Here is a 23,286-nt window from a genome sequence, read left to right on the forward strand (position 1 = left end):
TTCAGATTGACTAAAGATTTTTATAGTACTGAAGCTTGGAAACATATTCCGAAGTATAAGTCTACTTTCTGCCGTGTTTATCTATATCTACACAAATAGTTCCTTAACATTTTTTAACTCTTCGGGAATTTTAATTCCTTGTGGACAATGACTTTCACATTTGCCGCATTCTACACATTTATCTGGTTTTTCTGATGCACCTACAAGCATATTATATTGAAATTTAAATTCTCCTTCTGTTTGCGGCGTAGCGAGCATATGATATTGATTATAAAAAGTAAAGTTCTTAGGAATATTTACTCCTGATGGACAAGGCATACAATATTGACAACCTGTACAATTAACCTTTGTTCTTTGCTTATATGCTTCTTTTACATTATCCATTATTTCTAATTCTTTTTCTGTCAAAGAATTTGGTAATGCAACACCCGCAATTCTCAAGTTTTCATTGACATGATCCATTACACTCATACCACTAAGTACTACCGATACTTCCGGATGATTCCATACCCATCTTAGAGCCCATTCAACGGTCGATCTTTTAATCTCTGCTTTTTCAAGAGCATCTGTAGCTGCATCTGGAAGACCTTGAACTAGCTTTCCTCCTCTAAGCGGTTCCATAATGACAATTCCCAAATCTTTATCTGCTGCATATTTTAAACCTTCTGTTCCTGCTTGAAAATTTTCATCTAAATAATTATATTGAATCTGACAAAATGACCAATCATAATAATCAACTATCTCTTTAAATACATCTAACTCATCGTGAAAGGAGAACCCTGCATATCTTATTCTTCCATCTTTAATAGCTGAATTTAAAAACTCATCTATTCCTAATTTCTTTAAATTCTCCCAAACACCTCTATTTAAAGCATGTACTAAATAAAAATCTATTTTATCTGTTTGAAGGCGTTCTAATTGCTCATTTAAATATTTATCCATATCTTCTCTAGTATTAATTAACCAACTAGGAAGCTTTGTCGCTAAATTAACTTTTTCCCTATATCCACCTTTCAAAGCTCTACCAACAAATGGCTCACTTTCTCCACCTTTTGCCATTCCAGTTCCATGATAAGGATATGCAGTATCTATATAATTAACCCCTTCATCAATTGCATGATGAATCATTTCTATGGCCTTTTCGTCATCAATCTTAGTAACATCTCCATCAATAATAGGTAATCTCATACATCCAAAACCTAAAACTGAAACCTCTTCATTTGTTTTACCAAATTTTCTATATAACATCTTTCCATCTCCTTTATTTTAAAATCTAATCTTTTTAAAAAAACCGACTGTTTAATCTTAAAAATTGTTATTTTTTAGTGTTTTGTTATGTTATGCATTCATATTTCTGTATTTTTATAGAGCAGTTACTCTATTATTAAATATAATATCATCTCATTATATTTAATGCAAGAATTTCATACAAAATTTTTTATCTTAAATAAAATAACTTTTTTCTTTTGAAATTAATTCTTTAGTCTCTTTATTTTTTTCATTTTTAACTGCTAAGTGTCCATACTTCTCGATTTTATAATCTAGGCGTTCTAATGTTTTTTTCATATCTTCTAGTCTTGTTATAAGCTGCTTACGCTGTTCTATTAAGAGCTCTTTTCTTGTTCCAATTGTCTCATCGCCCTGCTCAAACAGTGCAACATATTCAATCAATACTTCAATAGAAAGACCTGCACTTCGCATACACTTGATGAATTCAACCCACTTGCAATCTTCTTCAGTGTAATTCCTAATTCCACTTTTATTACGATTCACACGATGAAGCAATCCAATACGTTCATAATAACGGAGCGTATCCTGCGAAATATCAAATTTTTTGCTTACTTCTGCAATAGTCAAGGGTTTGCACCTCCAATTATTCTTCTATTCTTCATTAAAACATTTCATTTTCTTAAATATTTTTATTAGTCACTACAGTAACACCTGTTGTAACTGATGAAGATATAATATTTCTTTGTTATATATACCTTACCACTTGGAGTCTACTCTAAGTCAAGAGGTTTTATAGAAATTTTTCGAAGGCTCGACTTCAATTTAATCTATCTATTAACATTCTAGAAGAATTTATAATTGCAATTCCTCCACTTCCAACATTTGAAGCTAAACCTGAATATATAATTGAACCGTTTAAGCTAAACATAATCCCTGATACTTATTGACATACTAAACATATATGTGCTAGATTATGTAAAAGAGTAATCACTCTGGAGGGTAAAATAATATGGATAGTAAAGATAAAATATTAAATGCAGCTTTAAAACTTTTCATAAAGGAAGGTTTCCATGGTACATCTACAGCAAAAATAGCAAAAGAAGCCGGCGTATCTAATGGTGCACTCTTTCACCACTTTAAAACTAAAGAAGATTTAATAAGTAAATTATATATAAAAACAAAGGAAGATTATAAAAGTTATCTTTTAGATCGTATGGTTTCACATAAAACAAGTAAAAGTAATATTAAGCAGTTCTGGCTCAATTGCGTTCACTGGAGCTTAGAAAACATGGATTGTATGACCTTCTACTTGATGTTTTCAAATTCACCTTATATTGATAATTTAAGTAAAAAAGAAGCATCCAGAAACTTTGATTTCATATTAGAACTTTTTCAAGAAGCAATTGATACTGAAATAATCATTAATGTAAATCTTAACTTAATTATAAATTCCTTTGCTGCATCAGTACAATCATTTGCTAATTTTGCTAAAGATAATTCAGACAATCTTGAAGAAAACTTGGAAGTAGCTTTTAGAATGTGGTGGAGATCTATTGTAAATATGTAGTAAAGTACTAATAAAAGATATATTTATAATTAAAAAGCCCCGCCAAAGCGAGGCCCATTCCATGGACTTATTCCCAGTTTATTCCCATTTTAGGATTTAATTACCAAACAACTTCACTGCTCGTTTCATTTTATTAATAATATCTACGCCGAATGGACAGTTCTTCACACATGCTCCACATTCTATACATTCATCTGCATGATGTTCTAATAGGTCATAATGGTTCTTTAATGTTTCAGGGACATCCTCTTGAATTAACGCTAAATCTAAATATTTATTTACTGATGCAATATCTATCTTTTTTGAACATGGTGCGCAATGTCCACAATACATACAATGTCCGCTAAAGGACTTTCTTGGAGCATTGGAAAGAACTTCGCTATAATCTTTTTCTTTATTACTTGCAGTAGAATAAGCGCTTGCTGCAAGTATTTGATATGTATTAGATACTCCAACCATTACTGAAGCAACTGCCGGTCTACTTAAACAGTAATGTAAGCATTGTATTGGAGTCAGTGCTTTTTCAAAGGGTGATTGTTTGTCACTTAGTAATACCCCTGCCGCATACCCTTTCATAACAGTTAGAGCAACACCCTCATTTTCACAGATTCGATATAACTTATCACGCTTTGGGTCGATACCTGCATAGGTTCTATTCTTAAAAGTGCTTTCTTCAAATAGACTGTATACATCCTCGATAGGTGGCAGCATATCATAAGCCGCATTGATACTAAATAAAATTACATCAACTATTCCACTTTTCACTGCCTTAAAAGCAATATCCGTATTATGTGTTGATATTCCTAAAGATTTAATAACACCTTTTTCTTTCAATCCTTGAGCATAATTTATTATTTCTCCATTAAAAATGTTATCAAAATCTTTTTGATCATCAACATAATGAATCATACCTATATCTACATAGTCTAACTGCATTCTATCTAAGAAATCCTCATATGCATTTACAATCTCATTAAAATCCCTAGTGCGTCGATATTGTCCTTTATCCCAGGTAGAACATAAATGTCCTTCAATAACAAAACTACTTCTAGGATATTTACTTAATGCTTTACCAACATTACTTCTAACTTGTGGATTTGAATTATATATATCAATAAAATTAATACCTTCTTTGATAGCACAATCAACAATTGCTTCGCAATCTTCATAACTTTTATTTTCAAATCCCTCACCACCAATACCAATGGCACTTACTTTAATTCCTGTTCTTCCCAAAACTCGATATTCCATATCATGTACCTCCCAAATAAGCATATCATTTTAAATTCGATTTAAGTCAATAGCCTTTTATATTTCAAAGGTATCCGCTACATCCTTTAAACCTTTTATAATTTGAATATGTTGTGGACAGCTTTTTTCACACTGTTTACATCCAATACACTCTGATGCTTTTCCATATGTGTTTGTATAGTTATTATAATATACTCTTTGTATAGACATAGCAGTCTTTACCGATTGCTTTTCCGCATTATATAATGCAAAATATTTTGGAATAGCTATATTTTTAGGACATCCATCTACACAATACTGACAGGCTGTACACGGAATTGCAATTGTTTCATTAATAATTTCTACGGCTTTTTCTATAATATCATATTCTTCCTGTACAAATGGCTTGAACTCCTGCATATATCCTGTATTATCCAATAGCTGCTCCATATTGGACATTCCACTTAATACCATCATGACTCCCTCATGGCTTGCTACATAACGAATTGCCCATGATGGTACAGACATGTCTGGATAATATTCTTTAAATAATTGCTCTAATTTTTCAGGTACTTTAGCAAGAGTACCGCCTTTTATGGGTTCCATAACAATAACTGGTTTATTATGCTTTCTTGCTACTTCATAGCATTTTCTTGATTGAATACTCTCATTTTCCCAATCCATATAATTGATTTGTAATTGAACAAACTCCATTTCAGGATGCGCTGTCAGAATTTCGTCCAGCAGGTCAGCATTATCATGGAAAGAGAATCCAATACTTCTTACTTTTCCTTCTTTCTTTTTTTCCTGTACAAATGAAAAGCTATCTAATTTTTTAGCTGTCTCATAATTTACTACTCCTAAATTGTGAAGAAGATAATAATCGAAATAATCTACACCACATTTTTCTAATTGCTCATTGAAGATTCTTTCTTGATCTTCCTTTGTTTTCAACATCATAGTTGGCAATTTTGTTGCTAAAGTGAAGCTTTCCCTTTTGTGGCGTCTTACTAAAGCCTCTCTTATAGCCATCTCACTTTTACCCATATGATACATATAAGCTGTATCAAAATAAGTAAATCCTCTTTCCAAAAAAGTATCCACCATTTGATTTAACGTATCCATATCAAAACTTGCTTGATCATCCTGGCTCTTTAGCGGCAAACGCATAAATCCAAATCCTAATTTTTTCTTTTCCATTACTGTATTTCCTCCTTAATAATTGTCCTACATTATTATCAATTGTTTTTGTTTCATTGCAAGTTGTTTCTTGCTAATATATAATTCTACCACTTGGAGTAAACTCAAAGTCAATAGTTTTTTATTTTTTCTAATGCCTATTTTGTTTAATAAAGAGTTCCTATAAAAGAAAAAGAGCTGTATCAAAATGCATACATATGCGTTCTGATAAGCCCATCTTATATGAAATAAACTTAATTTATCTTTAAACATATTCTATGACTAATCTTCATAAATCTCTTTAATTAAACTTACTATATCTTCTTTGCTAGGTATTCTTGGATTAGTTTTTGTACAATTATCTTTTAATGCTGCATCTACCATGCTTTCCAACTTACTAAATAGCTCATTTTTGTTTACATTTGCTTCTTTTAGATTGCTTGGAATATTAGTTTCTCTCATAAGTACTTTTATTGCACAAATAATACTGATAACTCCTTCCTCTGTTGAGGAACATGGAAGACCCAATATTCTAGATAAATCAGCATATTTTCTAGCTGCTTCTGTTTCTCTTTGCCCTTGAAGCTCTGCATTATATTTAATTACATAAGGTAGAACAATTGAATTTGCTCTACCATGAGGAATGTGGAAATTTCCACCTACAGTATGAGCTATGCTATGATTAATTCCTAAATTTGCATTTGTAAATGCCATACCGGCCATACATGATGCATTATGCAGTTTTTCTCTTGCGACCATATCATTTCCATCCTTGTAAGCTCTCAATAAATACCCAAATACCAATTTTACAGTTTTTTCAGCAAGAGCATCTGTATAATCAGAGCTATTTTTAGAAACATAAGCCTCAATAGCATGGGTTAAAACATCCATGGCTGTATCAGCTGTTATTTGTGGAGGTACTGTTTTAACAAAATCTGCATCTATTATAGCTATATCCGGAACCATCTCCTCATCAACTAAAGGAAATTTTGTAGTTCCCATAGTAATTACTGAAAATGAAGTAACTTCAGATCCTGTACCACTGGTAGTTGGTATAGCTATAAATAATGGCCTATTGTATTTATCTCCATTAGAATTTAATATTTTAATAGTAAATAATATGATGCTTTTGGTAGCATCAATTGAGGAGCCCCCACCTAATGCAATTATTACATCTGGTTTAAAAGTTCTCATTTTATTTACTCCTGCAGCAACAGTTTCAATTGATGGGTCAGGTTTTATTTCTGAAAAAATTTCATATTTCACTTCATTAGCCTTAAATATGTTAACTATATTATCTACAGCACCTGATTTAAGCATAAATGGATCTGTAACTATGCATACTCTTTTATTTCTTATAGTATTTAAATACTCTATTGATCCCTTATCAAAACAAATTTTAGGTTTAACGCTAAATATATTCATATAATTCCTCCTTTTATATATTTATTTTATTCTAATATTCCTGATATTTTTTATACTATTTTGACTATTTTATTGTCTATATAAACTTATTAAAATTGTATTTTTTGTATTGATTTATGTATTTTTTTGATGTAAATTAGTATATTCTTTACAAATACTCAATATTTTCTTACACTAATAGTAGGTGTCAATTAACTTTTTCATATAAATCTTTAAGCATAATTATTTGATATTGTTAAATAATTATTAAATGTACTAGTATATATATTTTGAGTTCACTAAAATTTTTAGAGGAGATATAATATTATGTGTAAATTATTAATTGTAGATGATGAAGCTTTTGAACGTAAAGTTATTCGCTTTATGCTAAAAAAGAACTTTAGCAATATAGAAATAGTAGCTGAGGCAGCTAATGGAGACGATGCTATATTATTAGCCAAAAAATATAAACCTAATATACTCATTATGGATATCAAAATGCCAGGAAAAAATGGTTTAGAAGCACAACAATCAATAATTCAATTTAATCCAAATGTAAAGACAATTATTTTGACAGCTTTTGATAACTTTAACTTTGCACAAAATGCTATTAAACTTGGTGTAGTTGACTACATATTAAAACCTATAAGACCTGAAGAACTCAGTAATTCTGTTACTAAAGTTATATCTTTATTAAAAAACGAAAAAATATTTTCCCAAAGTTCTGAAGATATATCTTCCAATAAAGATCCTATTTTTAAAGCTGTTAAATATATAAAAAAGAACTTTAATAAAAACTTAACTCTTGAATCAGTATCAGAATTCGTACATTTAAATCCTCAGTATTTTAGTAGATATTTTAAGAATAACACAGGTGTAAATTTTACAGAGTACGTATCTAAAGTACGAATAAAAGAAGGAAAAAAATTACTAGTATCTACAAACAGAAGCATAAGCAGTATATCCCTTGATCTTGGTTATATAGATCCCGCTTATTTCACTAAAGTTTTTATAAAATATGAAGGAATCTCTCCGCATAAATATAGACTAAGTAACCAAAAAGACTCACTAAAATTAGATATATAGTCTAATTTTAGTGAATCTTTTATTAGTTTCTCAATATCTTCTCTAGTAATTCTTTTGAATAAACACTTGTATAAATCTTTGCAAATATAGTCTGGACCATAATAACTATTATTGAAACTATGCCACAATACTTTACAGCTGTCCATCCATAATTGCAATTTTAAATGTAGTATTATATTTGCTGAAAACCAAAATAAAATTACAATTATACTCCTAATTGCTATATTTTTCTACAAACTCAATAGCTATTGAAAGTATATACCTGTTGTCCTTTTAGACTTCTGTGTTGTAAACTAAGTGCAGGATTCTGTTTTTCAAATATAGTGAACTGTAATTGACTTAAATATGAAGATAAAACAACGCAAAAACTGTTTTTTACAACAGAAGAAGAAAAGATAAAGACTGCCTAAGTACAATAATCCCTTAAGATTTAATACTAATACTTGAAGTATTAGACAAGTTTTTCGCTTTATATATACTTAATATAAGCCCTACTGCCGCCATTTGAACCACCAATCCTGATCCTCCATAACTTATAAAGGGCAAACTTACTGATACAATAGGCATAAAGCCTAATATCATAAGTATATTCCAAATAAATTTTAGTGCAAAAATACACAAAAATCCCTGAATAACTAAGCTTCCAAAGCTATCTCTTATTTTCTTTGCTGCCATAAATAAGCGTATTATAAATATAAAAGCCAATGATATAACCACAATTCCACCTATCCATCCAAAAGCATAAATTATGTAGGTAAGCACAAAATCATTTTGTATCTCTGGAATAGTTCTAGGAGGAGAATTTAAACCATGACCATATAATCCCACTGATTTTAAAACTAATGAAATTTGTGAATTAATATAACCTGCTCCATTGGGATCACTTTCTGGATGTAAGAATACCATTAATCTTTTAATATGATATTCTCTTGAAGCAATAAACGTAATAGTGCCACCTAAAACTGTAAATATCATAATAAGAATATACCTTAATTTTGCTTTTACAAGAATCATGAGAGTTATAAATAATACTAGATAAATTATTAAACACATCATTGTATTTAAAAGCACATATAGTCCTAACGGTATAAAAGCTATAAAAAATAGATATGCTATATGCTTTATGCTGTCCCACTCTAAATCCTGCAGCATCTTTGGAAGAGTGATAGCATACAAAAACAAACTCATTTCTGTAATATCCATGCTCAAAAAACCTAAGTTAATCCACCTCTTTGTACCGTTTATCTCAGGACATACAATACATTGAAAAAATAATATTAAACTTATTATGGTATAAATAATTTTAGAATACCTTTCAAGGGTTTTATAATTAAAGAAATATAATGCTGTCATTATACAACAACCGAGTACATTGTAAAATATAGTTCTATAGACTCTATCTATATTTAGGTCTATTCCTCTTGTTGCAATAAAATAAATGCTAAGTAATCCTATAAGTGATAATACAACTGTTAAAAGTATAATAGAAATTTCAGGAACTGCTTTGTGACTCTCATTTAGCTGTTTACCAATAATTTCAGCATCACCCATTTGTAAAATAGATTCTTTTACTGCTTCTTCTTCAATTATTCCATTTTCCATTAATCCTTCTATTTTTTCTTGCAGGTGATCAAAAAGTTCTTCCTTTATCTCATTATGCGCCTTTTTGTATTTGACATGGCTGCAAACTCTATTAATATATTCATCTATTTTATAAGCTTCTATCCCCATGAAAACCCCTCCCATATAACTTTATCTACTGCTGAGCGAAATACTTTCCATTCCTCCTGCTTTTCATTCATATGACTTTTTCCCGTCTTAGTTATTCTATAGTATTTTCTTTTTCTTCCGCTATCAGCTTCTGTCCAATAACACTCTACCATTCCCTCTCTCTCTAGAGAATGAAGTATAGGATATAGGGTTCCTTCTTTAAAAGTAAATACTCCATCAGATTTTGCTTCTATCTCTTTTATCATTTCATAGCCATACATCGACTTCTTATCTAAAAGTGACAAAATTAAAATTATTGTACTTCCTTTCATAAGCTCTTTATTAACTGCCATAATTTCACCTCCAAACATTATGCATAGAATTACTATGCATCGTTTATCTATATATAAATATACACTTATTTCTTATTTCAGTCAATAGAAATAAATGCAGACTTTTCACTACAATTTGATATATTTTGCATGCTTACAATCACAACCATTATTGCTTTGGAAATCTAAAATGACCTGTTATTTTTGGCATCCAATACATAATTTCATCCCCCTCTCTAGCATAAGGTGGTGCATTATGTATTATATACGGAATACCATCTGCTCTTCTTTTATCAGAAACTATAGCTATATGCTCACTGTGATCAAAGGTTAAGATATCCCCGGGCTGCCATTCTTTTAAATTCTCTATATCGTTAGCCTTTAATTCAGTAGTAAGACTATTTGCATGCTTTTTAAAATAAACATAAAGATTAGGCACTCTTCTAAAATCTATATTAGGATCTGGCTTACCCTCAATTCTCTTATAGTCACTAGGATGATTTCTTATATCCTCATCTACCATATCTTTTAGATTATATCCAGCCTCTTTAAATGCTCTCCATACTAAATCAGTGCATACTCCTTCATTCTCTGGAGGATATCCACCAACATAATAGTCTCCTTTATATTTTATTTTCTTATCTGCTTCTTTTCTTGCTCCAAGAACTATATCTTCCTGATCTTTTATTCCATCTTTATCTTTATCTGAACTTATCAGTATTATGCTCTTCTTTAACTTTTGGCCAATTGTCTCGTTCTTTTTTTCACTGGATGTATTTTTAATCTGCACCTTTGTTATATTACTGCTGAAATATTTATCTTTCTGTGTAAAAACTTTATAACCTATAGTAATTAAACAAATGGAAGATAAAAATATTATAAAAAACTTCTTTTTCATTTTTTCACTCCTTGTCCCCTTTTGAAGTTTGGCTTTCAATTGATAAACTTTGTATAATATTATTTTAACATATTATAAGTGATAAGAATCGTATTGAATTTTGCATTCATTTATCACCAGTAAATATAGGTAAACACGACCCACACTTAACTTATCCTTCAGTGTATATTGACATTCTTTCGGCACGATAAATACTTTTGATAAGGCTAAGGCTCAGTATTTTCACTTCAAAAAACAACAAAAGTCTTTGAAATTCAAAGACTCTTCATTGCATTAATATTGCAGTAAATTAAATCATTTATACACCTTTTCTCCTGCTGAAATTCCATTTATCATGCATACATTTGCACATAGATGGCATCCAACACATTTTTCATTTATTAACTTAGGTTCTCTAATTTCACTTTCCCATTTTATGGCTTGATGTCCACCATCATAGCATGAAATATAGCATCTTCCACAACCAACACAATTTTCTTTATTAAACCTAGGATATATTACATAGTTTCTGTCTAATTTATCTGCTGTAACTATATTCTTTAAAGCTATTCCAACCAAATCCTCCAGCTTTTCAAAGCCGTTTTCTTCCATATACAAAGTAATACCATTAATTAAATCCTCAATTATTCTATATCCATATTGCATAACTGCTGTAGTAATTTGCAAGTTACTGGCTCCCAAGCTTAAAAATTCAACTGCATCCCTCCAAGTTTCTATTCCTCCCATTCCACTTATCGGAATTCCCTTAAGTCTATCACTTTGTGCTAGATCGTTTATAAATCTTAGTGCTATTGGTTTTATTGCTTTACCCGAATATCCGGATACAGCGGACTTTCCATTTATAACCGGAAAAGGTGTAAGTGTATCAAGATCTATTCTAGTTATGCTTTTTATTGTGTTTATTGCTGCAATACCATCTGCTCCACCTTCAATAGATGCTACTGCTGGTATTATCATATCTCCAATATTAGGCGTCATTTTCGATAATATTGGAAGATGAGTTCCTTTTCTAGTTGCTTCACAATATTTCCCAACTAATTCTGGACTTTGTCCTACATCTGCTCCCATAGCTTCACTAGTCATTTGAGGACAAGAAAAGTTACACTCTACTATATCCACACCAGCTTCTGTTACAAGCTTTGCAAGTTCTGTCCATTCTTCCTCGTTTTCCCCCATTATAGATGCAACTATTACTTTACTTGGAAAATCCCTTTTTAATTTTTGTAACCAAGCTAGGTTTTGTTCCAGAGTATGATCCGAAATTTGTTCTAAATTTTTAAATCCCATAAACGGCGTATTTTCTTTACCGATTACATCAAAACGTGGGGAAACCTCTCTAGGAATATAAAAACCTATTGTTTTAAAAACGACTCCCGCCCAGCCCATTTCTAATGCCTTTGCGCACATTTCATAATTACTTCCTACAACAGAAGATGAAAGAAAAAAAGGATTTTCACATTTAATTCCACAAAACTCTATAGATAAATCTTTACTCATTATATATCCTCCTTTGTACTTATAGATATCCACACTGCCAAAAGTTGGCTTACACTCCGGGATATGTTTCCAAGTCTCAGCACTATAGATATCTATATAGTGCAACATCCTCTATTAAGCATTCTGTACTATATTTCTATTTGTTAAAAAATTGTTTCAGTTATAAACATAAAGCTTCCTGAACCATTCTTATTTTAATAGGTCTGTCAATTTTTCCTCTTACACAATTCCTTTGACAATGCATTTTATTGTCACAAGCTTCTCCACACCGTCCTAGATCTTCTATAGCTTTTTCTACTTTTAAAGCGGCTCCTTTATAGTTGTCCATTCTTAAGGACATAATTACACTTGCTGGATTTTTTCCTACTGGACAAGAACTACTGCAGGGTGGTTCATAACATAACAAACATCTTGATGCTTCTTCCTTTAACATAATGAAATTTATTTTTCCCATATTTGTATTCATTCCTTTCATACTTATCCTTTAGGCACAAATCTTCTTAAGCTCTCGGTTTTCTCTTTAAGAATTTTCCCCAGCCAGGTTGTCCTAAAAATTCTCCTTCTTTAAATACTATTCTTCCTCTTGAAAGAGTGGTATCAATATATCCCTTAAGTTTCAAACCTTCCCAAATAGTATGATCTACATCTGAATGCATATTATCTTTTGAAACTGTAAATTCCTTATTAGGATCATATATTACTATATCTGCATCAGAGCCTACTGCTATGGTTCCTTTTTCAGGAGCACATCCATAAATCTTAGCAGGATTTGTTGAACAAAGCTCCACTACCCTATTAAAAGATAATCTTCCCTTATTTGCTTCACTTAGCATATATGGGTACATATTTTCAATTCCCATACATCCATTAGGTATTTTTGTGAAATCATCTTTTCCCCAATCTTTTTCATAGCTTTGGAAAGGACAGTGATCTGTAGCAATTGTAGCTATATCTCCGCTTTTTATGCCCTGCCATAATGCATCTTGACTTTCCTGACCTTTCATTGGAGGTGAGCATACAAAGTTTCTACCATCTTCTCTTTTATACACATCACTTGTAAAATGAAGATACTGCGGACAAGTTTCTGCATATATCTCATAGCCTTCATCTCTTGCTTTTTTAACTTCTTCCATGCCTTGCTTGTTTGCAAGATGTACAATGTATAATGGTGTATTTAGTGATTTCGCCCAGTGTATGGCTCGAATATCAGCTTCCGCTTCAACAAATTCTGGACGTGAAAGATAATGATACCATGCTGATGTTTTTCCTTCTATTAAAAATTCTTCCGTCCTCATATCAATAAGATCTGGATTTTCAGCATGAACAGCAATCATAGCTCCTACTTCTTTACCCTTTTTAAGCACCTTGCACATTACCCCATCATCTACCATTAGTCCTTCCTTTTTATACACCATAAATACTTTAAAGCTTGATATACCAAAATCCACTGCAGCTTTAAATTCATTTAGTACTTCCGTGGTTAGATCTGTTATAGCTACATGAAAAGCGTAATCTACACAAGCCTGGGGTTCACAAAGTTCATTTCTTCTTTTAGCAGTCTGTATAATTCCTTCACCTTTTTGTTGAAGTGCAAAATCAAAAACAGTAGTTACTCCACCACAAGCTGCTGCACGTGTACCTGCTTCATAACTGTCCGAAGAAATTGTTCCTCCAAAGGGCATTTCCAAATGTGTATGTGCATCTAATGCACCAGGAAGAATATATTTATCAGAAGCATCAATAATTTCAGCCTTATCATCTACTATATTATTTGCTATCATAACAACTTTTTCACCTTCAATAGCTACATCTGCCTTATAAGTATCAAAAGCAGTTATAATAGTGCCATTCTTAATTATCTTATCCATAAAATCACCCCTTTTTTATTTCTTAGTAAATAACACTTGTTAATTAACACAACTTTCGCAAATTTTGCGACACAAAATTTTTAGAGGACAGTGAAGGTAAGTTTTCTTCCTTACGTCAGAAAACTATTATATTTTTTTACGCTTGCTTTGCTAATGCAAAACATCGCTTACACAGACTAAAGATTTATAATAAATCACTTACTCAAAAGCTACTCCTACGAAACTATAGATTAAAGATTTTTCGTAGTGTAGCGGAGAAAAATCCTCCTTCACTGTCCTCTAAAAAATTACATCGTAATTTTTTAAACTATATTTTCACTTGGTATTTCATCTGAATTTTCTATATTTTTAATAGGATTTAATACAGCATAGATTATAAAAGATAATGCAAAACCTACAAACCACGAATAATCAGATACTCCACTTAAACTAGGAACTATTTTTCCAATAAGTGCACCAAAAATACCTACTACTAATGCAATTATTGCAACTGGATTAAAACCATTTTTATATGAATATTCTCCTGCTGTGTCATAAAGATCCTTTAGATTTAAATTTGTTTTTCTGCAGACCCAATAGTCACAAATTATTATTGCAGCTATCGGTCCAAGTATTCCTGAATAAGTTCCAAGCCACGTAAATATATATCCTGATGGATCTGCAAGAAGCTTCCATGGCATTATTACTATACCTATTATTCCTGTTATAAGTCCTCCTGTTTTGAAGCTTATATGCTTTGGAAAACAGTTTGAAAAATCATATGCTGGTGATACAGTGTTAGCTGCTATATTAACTGAAAGTGATGCCACTACTATTCCAAAGAAACCTACAAATAATCCAATTGGATTTGTAAATTTTGATACAACATCAACAGGGTCCCACATTGCTTTTCCATATACAATTGCAGTAGCAGAAGTTATTATTATTCCCATCGCAGAAAATATAGTCATCGTTGTTGGTAGACCTATTGCTTGTCCTCTCATCTGCTGTTTTTGGCTTTTTGCAAATCTAGTGAAGTCTGGTATATTTAATGACAAAGTCGCCCAAAATCCTATAGTACCTGTAAGTGATGGTATAAATACCTTCATAAATTGTCCTGTACCTGTAAGTTTACTTGGCTCATTTAATAATGGTCCAAAACCCTTTGCTGCTACAACAATCCAAGCAAGTAATATAAACGCTAATACCATTACTAATGGTGCAGCCCAGTTTTCAAATTTTTTAATTACTTCCATTCCTTTATATATAACAAGCATTTCCATTGCCCAAAATATCATGAAGGTAATCGCAGCTGAAAGTGATAAACCTGCAATTTGAAAACTACCTCCAAGATTTTTAAATCCTGGAGCTAATGCACATACCAATACATTTAGTGCACTTCCTCCTATAAAAGTATTTATTCCAAACCATCCACAAGCTACTACTGCTCTCAGCACAGCTACAATATTGGCTCCCTTTGTTCCAAAGGACGCTCTTGCAAAGACAGGAAAAGAAATTCCGTATTTTGCCCCAGGATGAGAATTAAGAAGCATTGGAATTAGTACAATAAGATTTCCAAGAGTTATTGTTAACAATGCTTGAAGCCAGCTCATACCAAGTGCTATAAGACTTCCTGCCATTGTATAAGTAGGAACACAGTGAGCCATTCCAACCCAAAGTGCTGTATAATTATAAGTATTCCAAGTTCTTTCCTTTAATTTTGTTGGTGCTAAATCTTCATTATAAAGGCTGCTTGAACTCATATTTTCAGTCAATTCATACATTTCTTCTCTCATTACTTATCACTCCTATTTTTATATTTTTTCAAAAATTTCCTCAGCCCTTTCTATAATGTTTAAAAATATGTCTATAATCCAAGCTGCTTTATTAATAACTTCTATTGATCAAAATGTACATCTTTACTTTCTATCAATATCTAAGATAGTTTGTAATAGTACATTAGCTCCTTTTACGCAATCCTCAAGGGTAGTTTTTTCTATTTCACAATGACTGTGCCCACCAATACTTGGAACAAATATCATAGTCGTAGGCAGCATATCTGCCGCAAACTGAGCATCATGCCCTGGTCCGCTGTACATTCTCATATTTGAGTAGCCATAAAACTTTGCATTTTTTTCAACGAAACCTACAAACTCTTTGTTAAAACTTACAGTTTTTCGTGACCACAACTCCTTGTAGCTTACCTTACATTTTGCAAGTTCAGAAGGAATTTTCTTTATAATTTCAACAACCCGCTCTATTACCTCTGGGTCTTGATGTCTTGCGTCCAAGGTAAACTTAACATTATCTGGTATAATTGTATGTACATTTGGTGAACATATAATTCTACCAGTAGTATAAACCAGTTTTTTGTCAAGTTTATCAAGCTCTCTATGCAAATACTGTATGGCTTCAGAAGCTGCTAAAAGAGCATCCTGTCTCATTTTCTGTGGAACTGTTCCTGCATGACCAGCCTGACCAATAAATTCAAATTCATAATTTACCATTCCTACAACGCCTTCTACAACACCAATGTCAATTTTCTCAGCTTCCAGTACCGGGCCTTGTTCGATATGAAGTTCTACAAGTGCCATATAATCCTTAGGATTAATTCTATTTTTCTCATCACCTTTGTACCCACTTGCCTCCAGAGCCTCACCAAAGGTTACTCCTTCCTTATCCTTTGATACCAACATCTTTGCCTTATCAAATTTACCTGTAATAACGCCTGATGACATCATTGCCGGATCGAAGCGAGCACCTTCTTCATTAGTCCAAATCATAACTGTTATTGGATGGCGATGCATAATTTCTTCTATGACAATAGTTTCAGCTACTTCCATTGCAGTAAGTACTCCTAAGATACCATCATAATTTCCCCCTTGTACCACTGAATCACAATGCGAGCCCATAGCAATATGTGGAAGATCTTCTGATCCCTTAAAGGTAGCATATATATTTCCCATATCATCCGACACAATATCTCCCCCAAGGCCTTTCATTCTCTTGCAAAATTCTGCTCTCGCCTGAAGATCTGCTTCTGATAAAGCCAGCCTTGTTATTCCACCTCTCCCAGTATCACCAAATTTACTAAATGTAACAATCTTATCTTCCATTCTTTCTCTGTTACAACTAATGCTCTCCATTTTATCACACACCCCTATATTTATATTTAAATCGCTTTTTACATTGTCATTATCAAATTGTTCTTTTTATATATTCATCAACAAAACACATTACCCTATCAAAAATACTCATAGCTTCTCTAAGTTCATCTTCCTTGATAATAAGTGGAGGAGCTATCATTATGTTGTTTTCATGATGATAAGTTGAAAAACCCTTCTCTTTTAACATTCCAATTACTCTTGACATGATTTTATCTGGATCTTTTCCATATGGAACTAATGCTTCTCTGGTATTCTTATCTTTTACTAATTCAACTGCTGAAAATAGTCCAATATACCTTACATCTCCAACTGATGGATGCTTTTCTTTAATATCTTCTAAAAGTTCTCCAAGTACTTTTCCCATTTTCCTACTGTTTTCAATTAAATTTTCTTCTTCATAAACTTCTAAAGTTGCAATTCCTGCAGCGCATCCCATTGGATGAGCATTGTAAGTTAAACCGCACATAAGCATATTATTATCAAAATATTCAGCTATTTTTTTATCTACTATTACTCCTCCAAATGGTATATATCCACAGGTTATACCCTTCGCAAAAGTGATAATATCCGGCTTTACACCAAAGTTTTCACAAGCAAACCATTTTCCTGTTCTTCCCCATCCTGCCATAACTTCATCACACACCATGAGTATTCCGAACTCATCACAAATTTCTCTTACACCCTTTAAATATCCCTTTGGTGGTATTATTACCCCATTACTTCCTGTTACAGTTTCTAAAAATATTGCTGCAACATTTTCAGCTCCCTCATAAATTAATTGCTCTCTTAATTTATCTACATAATATTTTGATGCATCCTCTTCACTTTCAAATTCAATGCCCGCTCTATAAATATAAGGATCAAAGAACTTTACAAAACCGGATATACCTGGCTCACAAGTATATCTTCTAGGTTCTCCTGTCAAATTTGCAGCCCCGTAGCTAGCACCATGATAAGAACGGTATCTTGAAAAGATTTTGTTTCTTCCTGTAAACATCTTTGCTATTTTAATTGCATTTTCATTTGAATCTGATCCTCCAAGAGTGAAAAAGACCTTTCCCATGTTATCTGGAGCTTTTTCAATTACTTTTTTTGCTAGCATGGATCTTACATCTATTGCATATCCTGGTCCCATAAAGGCCATCTTATCCGCTTGTTTTTTAATAGCCTCAATTATCTTTTTATTTCCATGTCCTACATTTATATTTACAAGCTGAGAGGACATATCAAAGTATTTTTTACCTTCACTATCCCAAAAATAAATTCCCTCTGCCTTTTCAATTACCATAGGATTTAAAGTTCCTTGTACACTCCAAGAATGAAGATTATATTTTTTATCAAATTCCTTTACTTGTTCTGTTGTTACATTATTATTCTCTAAAACTAACATTTCTCTTCCCCCTTAAGCCTCTAAAAATTAATATATTTTTTCATAAATATTTATGATTTCTTCTAAACTTGGTTTTCTAGGATTGAAAAGTACACTTCCACTTTCAAGCGCATCCCTAGCCAAATCTTTAATACTTTCTTTCAGGACTCCTACTTCTTTTAATGCTTTTGGAAGTCCTGTTTCTAAAAACAGGTTATTTATTGCTTTAACGGCTGCAAAGCTCCCCTCATTTTCTGATAACCCATCAACCTTTTCTCCCATTGCTATCGCCACTTTCACTAATTTTTCCTTGCAAGCTGGTCTGTTAAATTCCATAACCTTTGGAAGCAGCAGTGCATTTGCAAGTCCATGTGCTACATCAAAATATGCACCTAGTGGCCTTGCCATAGCATGTACTAATGCTACTGAAGCATTACTGAATGCAAAACCTGCATACATTTGTCCAATTAACATATTTTGTCTTGCTTCAATATTTTCACCATCCAATACAGCCTTAGGTAAGTTTTTACTTATAATCTCTATAGCTTTTAATGCATACATCTCTGTCATAGGTTGACTTGCCCTAGAGATATAAGCCTCTATAGCATGTGTTAGTGCATCCATTCCTGTTGCCGCTGTTACATTCTTGGGCATCATTATAGTAAGACTTGGATCTAAAATTGCAACCTTAGGAATTATGGCCTCTCCTCCTATAAGCATTTTTATTTTTCTTTCAGTATCTGTAATTATTGTAAATTTACTAATTTCACTTCCTGTGCCTGCAGTTGTCGGTATTGCAATTACTGGTAATCCCATTTTTGTAAGGGTAATTTTTTCATAATCAGTAATATCTCCTGCATTTGTACACATAGCACTAATTCCTTTAGCTGCATCTAAGGCACTTCCTCCTCCTAAAGCTACAATAAAATCAACACCTTGTTCTTTAGCTTTTTCTGTACCTTTTCTTACAGTTTTTACACTAGGATCTGATTCAACTTCATCAAATATAAGAACTTCTAGGTTATTTTCTTTAAGACTGTCTACTACTTTCGAAAGTGCACCAGTTTTTTTGGAAGAGTTTCTCCCCGTTACTAACATAGCTTTTTTCCCATAGTTAGCAGCCTCTTTTCCCACAGCTCTTGTAGAATCTATACCATAGATTACTTTCACAGGACTCTGAAAAATAAAACAACTCATTCGCTCACCTCTCTAATGATAATTTATCAAAATTTAATCTTTATTTTTATCAATTTATCAATTTCAATAAAGTTATAATAACATATTGTTAATTTAAATCCTATGTCCATGGTATCCAAATTTTTTTATTTTTTTTGTATACTATACATAAAATCTTAAGTTTCAGCTCTTCAAAACCAAATCAATTTAGACCTAAGAATCTCCCTATCTTAAGACATAACATTATATTAAACATAGTCTTATCATCTTTAAGGTCACATTCAAGTATTTCTTCAATCTTATTAATTCTATATTTCATAGTATTTCTATGAATGAATAACCTTTCAGCAGCATTTCCTATATTTCTATTTTCATCAATATATATCTCTAAGGAGTTTAATAATTCATTGGAGCTACTCTTTTCATTACTCTTTAATTTTCCCAGTTTTTCATTATATATCTTTAGCATTATATCTACATTTTCAATACCAAGAAATAATTTATAGACTCCAAGCTTTCTGCAATCTCCCATGCTATTCTTTCCATATAATCTTTTAGATATCTCTACTGCATTTTTGGCTTCCAATGCGGCACTTCTAAATTCACTTAATGTACATGCTTTTTCTCCTATGCCAATACTTACAGTAAGGTTATTAATATTTTTACTTATATCTTCACTAATCCTTCTTGCAATTTCACTAATAAAGTCCGTATAATTGGCATTTTTATCTACCTCTATCATTAGATAAAAAGAATCACTTACTGTCATATACATATATTTTTCATTGCAGTTTTTCATAACAGTATCAATTATTTTTAATATGTGCTGCTTGGCTTCTATTATTTTTTCTTCTTTTCCTATATTATTTCTTTGAAGGTATTCATTAAAATCATCAATTTCTACTATGATTGCATAATAATTTTTTTCTATATCATACCCATATTTTACAGCTCTATCTATTGCTACATCATTTATAACATCTTCACCAAATATTAATTCATTCATAAAACTATTCATAGATTCTTGCTGAATTTTACTAGAAAAAATTTCTCTGCATATTATGTGGGTGATTCCTATAAGCTTTACTTCAAAAGGAAGCTCAAATACCGGAAAATTCAAAGAATTAGCAAGCTCTATAACTTCATCTGGAGTTTTCTTTATATATGGTCCTACGTTTATAACGAGTCCTGAAAGTCGCTTTCCATTTATATCTCTTACAAGCTTCAAAAGTGCTTCTTTATTATCCTGTATTGTTACTCCTGTTATAAGAAGAAGTTCTCCTCCTTCTACCCAATCCACTACTTCTGGTACTTCAATCACATGAACCCAGTTTATTATTTTATCTAACCCACCTTTTCCTGCAACTAATCTTATCTTTTCCAATCCTTCTGTTTTAAGCATTTCTTTACAAGTAAACAAATCACTCCACCCTCCCCTACTTGTGAATTTATTCAGTCAAATTAATAAAAAATGTTGTTTTTTTATTAATTTATCAATTATAATATCTTTTTATTAATAATTTGTCAATGCTTTATATGGATATTGATATTTTATTATTTTTATATAAAATATCAAAAACCGCATCAGATTTCTCTAATGCGGTCATTAAATTTTTACAATATTTGTAAAAATTATTATTTGAAAGCAAGACCTATATTTTTTACCTCTAAGTTATTTTTAACATTTCACTTTTCTTCTCCAATAAATCTTCAATTTCATTCAATGGAAGTGGCTTGCTAAAATAGTAACCTTGTATTATATTGCATCCTAAATCAACAAGTAAATCCATTTGTTCCTTTGTTTCCACACCTTCAGTAACTATTTTATATTTTAGAGACTTTGATAAATTTAATATACATTTAATTAAAGCTTTATTTTTCTCATTTTTAATGTTATCAATAAAGGATTTATCTATTTTTAATGTGTTAACTGGTAAAGTAACTAAATAGTTTAATGAAGAATACCCTGTTCCAAAATCATCTATTGCAATATTTACACCACTTTTAATAAGTTGATTTAATGCTTCAATTCTATCTTTACAAGCCTCCATTAAAGTTCCCTCTGTTATTTCTATTTCAAGTGAGGAAGGTGGAATATTGTACTTTGCACATGTATTTAATAAGTTGTCCTTAAAATCAATTCTTTTTATTTGTATAGGTGATATATTTACAGAAATGACATTAAATTTATAACCTTTTTTCCTCCACCTAGAAGCAGTTTTTAAACTTTCATCTAAGACCCAGTTTCCTATTTGTATTATATATTCTATATCTTCAGCAATGGGAATAAATTCACGAGGTGAAACATTTCCAAGTTTACAATTATTCCATCTTAAAAGTGCTTCAATGCCTATAATTTCATTATTTTTAGCATCAATTTGAGGCTGATAAAAAATATCTAATTCATTATTATTAATTGAATTTTTTAATTGACTTTCAATTAGAATTTTTCTAAAATAAGTCTCTGCTATTTGCTTATCAAAAAAAGTACACATATTTTTCCCCTTATTTTTAGATTTGTACATTGCAAAACTGCAAAATTTTAATAATTCATCCATGTTTGAGCTGTCATCCGGAAAAATTGTTACTCCTAAGCTTACAGTTATATAAACTTTTTTATCCATTACTTCGAAAGGTTTTTCCATATACTCCTGAATTCTATTGCATATTTCTTCTATTTCTTTTATGTCATTAAATTCGTCAATTAATATTATAAATTCATCTCCTCCTAATCTTGCTAATTTACCATGTTTATCAAGTAAAGTAGTAATTAATTGAGAAAATAACACCAAAATCATATCTCCAAAATGCCATCCAAAATTATCATTTAAATTTTTAAAATTATCTATGTCAATATATATCAATGCACCTTTTCTATTATTAATTCTTATATCTTTTATTAAATTGTTAAGTTCTTCAAAAATAAATACTCTATTGGGAATCCTAGTGAGATTATCACACCCTTCAAGCATTTTGTTTTTTGTAACATCTGACATTACTCCTGAAAATAAATTATACCTTCCTGCTTTATCTTTAAAGATTTTCCCCTTAAACCTCACCCATCTAATTTGTCCATTTTGATTTTTTATTCTGAATGTACTCTGATAAAATGGTAAATCTCCACTAATATGCCTATTTAAATCTCTCATTGCTAATATTTTATCTTCTTCATAAGCTATAACATTGATGAATTCCATCATATCTTTAACATATTCAAATTTGTACCCAGTTAACTCTTTTATTTTTTCAGAAATGAACATTTCATTTTTATTTATACTCCATTCAAATACTCCAAAATTTCCTCCGTTAACTGCACGTTTATATACCTCATTAAATTCTATTTTCTTAAAGTTACCCTTATTATTTCTATACATCTTGTGCCTCCTTAAAAGTTTCAATAAAATTTGTTCATTATTTTCAATTTGTTCAATATCCTTTAATTTATCCTTATGCCTACCTACATTTTATTTGTTAAAAACAACTATTTTATCTACATTTTTGAATTTTATTTTATTTAATTTAATTAAACTATTTTGACATTGTAACCAATTCATTGTATATTGTATTAAAACAAAATAAATATTTTGTACCATT

At 31.2% G+C, this 23,286-nt stretch carries 19 protein-coding genes; 2 read left to right on the forward strand and 17 right to left on the reverse strand.

The annotated features are described in order from the left end of the window. Positions 1-87: 87 nt before the first annotated feature. Positions 88-1,248 (reverse strand): aldo/keto reductase, encoded by a 1,161-nt coding sequence (locus I6U48_RS02485; RefSeq protein WP_218318822.1) that lies wholly within the window; start codon positions 1,246-1,248, stop codon positions 88-90. A gap of 195 nt (positions 1,249-1,443) precedes the next feature. Next, positions 1,444-1,857: a MerR family transcriptional regulator gene (locus I6U48_RS02490; protein WP_218318823.1), complete on the reverse strand. Its 414-nt coding sequence runs from the start codon at positions 1,855-1,857 to the stop codon at positions 1,444-1,446. Positions 1,858-2,239: 382 nt separating this feature from the next. On the opposite strand from I6U48_RS02490, the gene I6U48_RS02495 reads away from it, so the two are divergent. Continuing rightward, positions 2,240-2,797, forward strand: coding sequence for a TetR/AcrR family transcriptional regulator (locus I6U48_RS02495; RefSeq protein ID WP_218318824.1), 558 nt, complete (start codon positions 2,240-2,242; stop codon positions 2,795-2,797). Between the two features lie 96 nt (positions 2,798-2,893). Here the strand turns inward: I6U48_RS02495 and I6U48_RS02500 are convergent, their stop codons facing one another. From I6U48_RS02500 to I6U48_RS02510, 3 genes are all read right to left on the reverse strand, one after another. Then, a complete protein-coding gene (locus tag I6U48_RS02500; RefSeq protein WP_218318825.1) occupies positions 2,894-4,048 on the reverse strand; it encodes an aldo/keto reductase in 1,155 nt (384 codons plus the stop codon). 57 nt (positions 4,049-4,105) lie between these two features. Continuing rightward, a complete protein-coding gene (locus I6U48_RS02505) occupies positions 4,106-5,227 on the reverse strand; it encodes an aldo/keto reductase (protein ID WP_218318826.1) in 1,122 nt (373 codons plus the stop codon). Positions 5,228-5,488: 261 nt separating this feature from the next. Continuing rightward, entirely contained in the window at positions 5,489-6,631 is a 1,143-nt protein-coding gene (locus I6U48_RS02510) for a 1-propanol dehydrogenase PduQ (RefSeq protein ID WP_218318827.1), read from the reverse strand. A gap of 306 nt (positions 6,632-6,937) precedes the next feature. Here I6U48_RS02510 and I6U48_RS02515 point away from each other — a divergent pair, with 306 nt between their 5' ends. Beyond that, complete coding sequence (locus I6U48_RS02515; RefSeq protein WP_218318828.1) at positions 6,938-7,696, forward strand: response regulator transcription factor; 759 nt, start codon at positions 6,938-6,940, stop codon at positions 7,694-7,696. Positions 7,697-8,119: 423 nt separating this feature from the next. On the opposite strand, the gene I6U48_RS02520 is transcribed toward I6U48_RS02515, so the two are convergent. From I6U48_RS02520 to I6U48_RS02575, 12 genes are all read right to left on the reverse strand, one after another. Beyond that, a complete protein-coding gene (locus I6U48_RS02520) occupies positions 8,120-9,427 on the reverse strand; it encodes an FtsW/RodA/SpoVE family cell cycle protein (protein ID WP_218318829.1) in 1,308 nt (435 codons plus the stop codon). Next, the gene (locus I6U48_RS02525) at positions 9,418-9,759 is read right to left on the reverse strand and encodes a PadR family transcriptional regulator (RefSeq protein WP_218318830.1); all 342 of its coding nucleotides are present in this window, start codon (positions 9,757-9,759) and stop codon (positions 9,418-9,420) included. The genes I6U48_RS02520 and I6U48_RS02525 overlap by 10 nt, the downstream gene beginning before the upstream one ends. Before the next feature lie 148 nt (positions 9,760-9,907). After that, complete coding sequence (locus I6U48_RS02530) at positions 9,908-10,636, reverse strand: DUF1287 domain-containing protein (protein ID WP_218318831.1); 729 nt, start codon at positions 10,634-10,636, stop codon at positions 9,908-9,910. Between the two features lie 294 nt (positions 10,637-10,930). Beyond that, the gene (gene preA / locus I6U48_RS02535; protein WP_376774516.1) at positions 10,931-12,136 is read right to left on the reverse strand and encodes an NAD-dependent dihydropyrimidine dehydrogenase subunit PreA; all 1,206 of its coding nucleotides are present in this window, start codon (positions 12,134-12,136) and stop codon (positions 10,931-10,933) included. 157 nt (positions 12,137-12,293) lie between these two features. Continuing rightward, positions 12,294-12,608: a hypothetical protein gene (locus tag I6U48_RS02540; RefSeq protein ID WP_246615167.1), complete on the reverse strand. Its 315-nt coding sequence runs from the start codon at positions 12,606-12,608 to the stop codon at positions 12,294-12,296. Between the two features lie 25 nt (positions 12,609-12,633). Then, complete coding sequence (hydA, locus tag I6U48_RS02545; protein ID WP_218318833.1) at positions 12,634-14,001, reverse strand: dihydropyrimidinase; 1,368 nt, start codon at positions 13,999-14,001, stop codon at positions 12,634-12,636. Positions 14,002-14,303: 302 nt separating this feature from the next. Continuing rightward, the gene (locus I6U48_RS02550) at positions 14,304-15,776 is read right to left on the reverse strand and encodes an NCS1 family nucleobase:cation symporter-1 (RefSeq protein WP_218318834.1); all 1,473 of its coding nucleotides are present in this window, start codon (positions 15,774-15,776) and stop codon (positions 14,304-14,306) included. Positions 15,777-15,899: 123 nt separating this feature from the next. After that, positions 15,900-17,126 carry a Zn-dependent hydrolase gene (locus tag I6U48_RS02555; RefSeq protein ID WP_218318835.1) on the reverse strand — a complete coding sequence of 409 codons (1,227 nt, stop codon included), beginning with the start codon at positions 17,124-17,126 and terminating at the stop codon, positions 15,900-15,902. 52 nt (positions 17,127-17,178) lie between these two features. Then, positions 17,179-18,537: an aminotransferase class III-fold pyridoxal phosphate-dependent enzyme gene (locus I6U48_RS02560; RefSeq protein WP_218318836.1), complete on the reverse strand. Its 1,359-nt coding sequence runs from the start codon at positions 18,535-18,537 to the stop codon at positions 17,179-17,181. A 27-nt stretch (positions 18,538-18,564) separates the two neighbouring features. Further along, the gene (locus I6U48_RS02565; RefSeq protein WP_218318837.1) at positions 18,565-19,713 is read right to left on the reverse strand and encodes an iron-containing alcohol dehydrogenase; all 1,149 of its coding nucleotides are present in this window, start codon (positions 19,711-19,713) and stop codon (positions 18,565-18,567) included. Positions 19,714-19,894: 181 nt separating this feature from the next. Next, positions 19,895-21,112, reverse strand: coding sequence for a PucR family transcriptional regulator (locus I6U48_RS02570; protein WP_246615168.1), 1,218 nt, complete (start codon positions 21,110-21,112; stop codon positions 19,895-19,897). Positions 21,113-21,359: 247 nt separating this feature from the next. After that, positions 21,360-23,066, reverse strand: a complete 1,707-nt coding sequence (locus I6U48_RS02575; RefSeq protein WP_218318838.1) for a bifunctional diguanylate cyclase/phosphodiesterase — start codon at positions 23,064-23,066, stop codon at positions 21,360-21,362. Positions 23,067-23,286: the final 220 nt, after the last annotated feature.

The organism is Clostridium thailandense (assembly GCF_019207025.1).
GTDB classification, from domain to species: Bacteria; Bacillota; Clostridia; order Clostridiales; family Clostridiaceae; genus Clostridium_AM; species Clostridium_AM thailandense.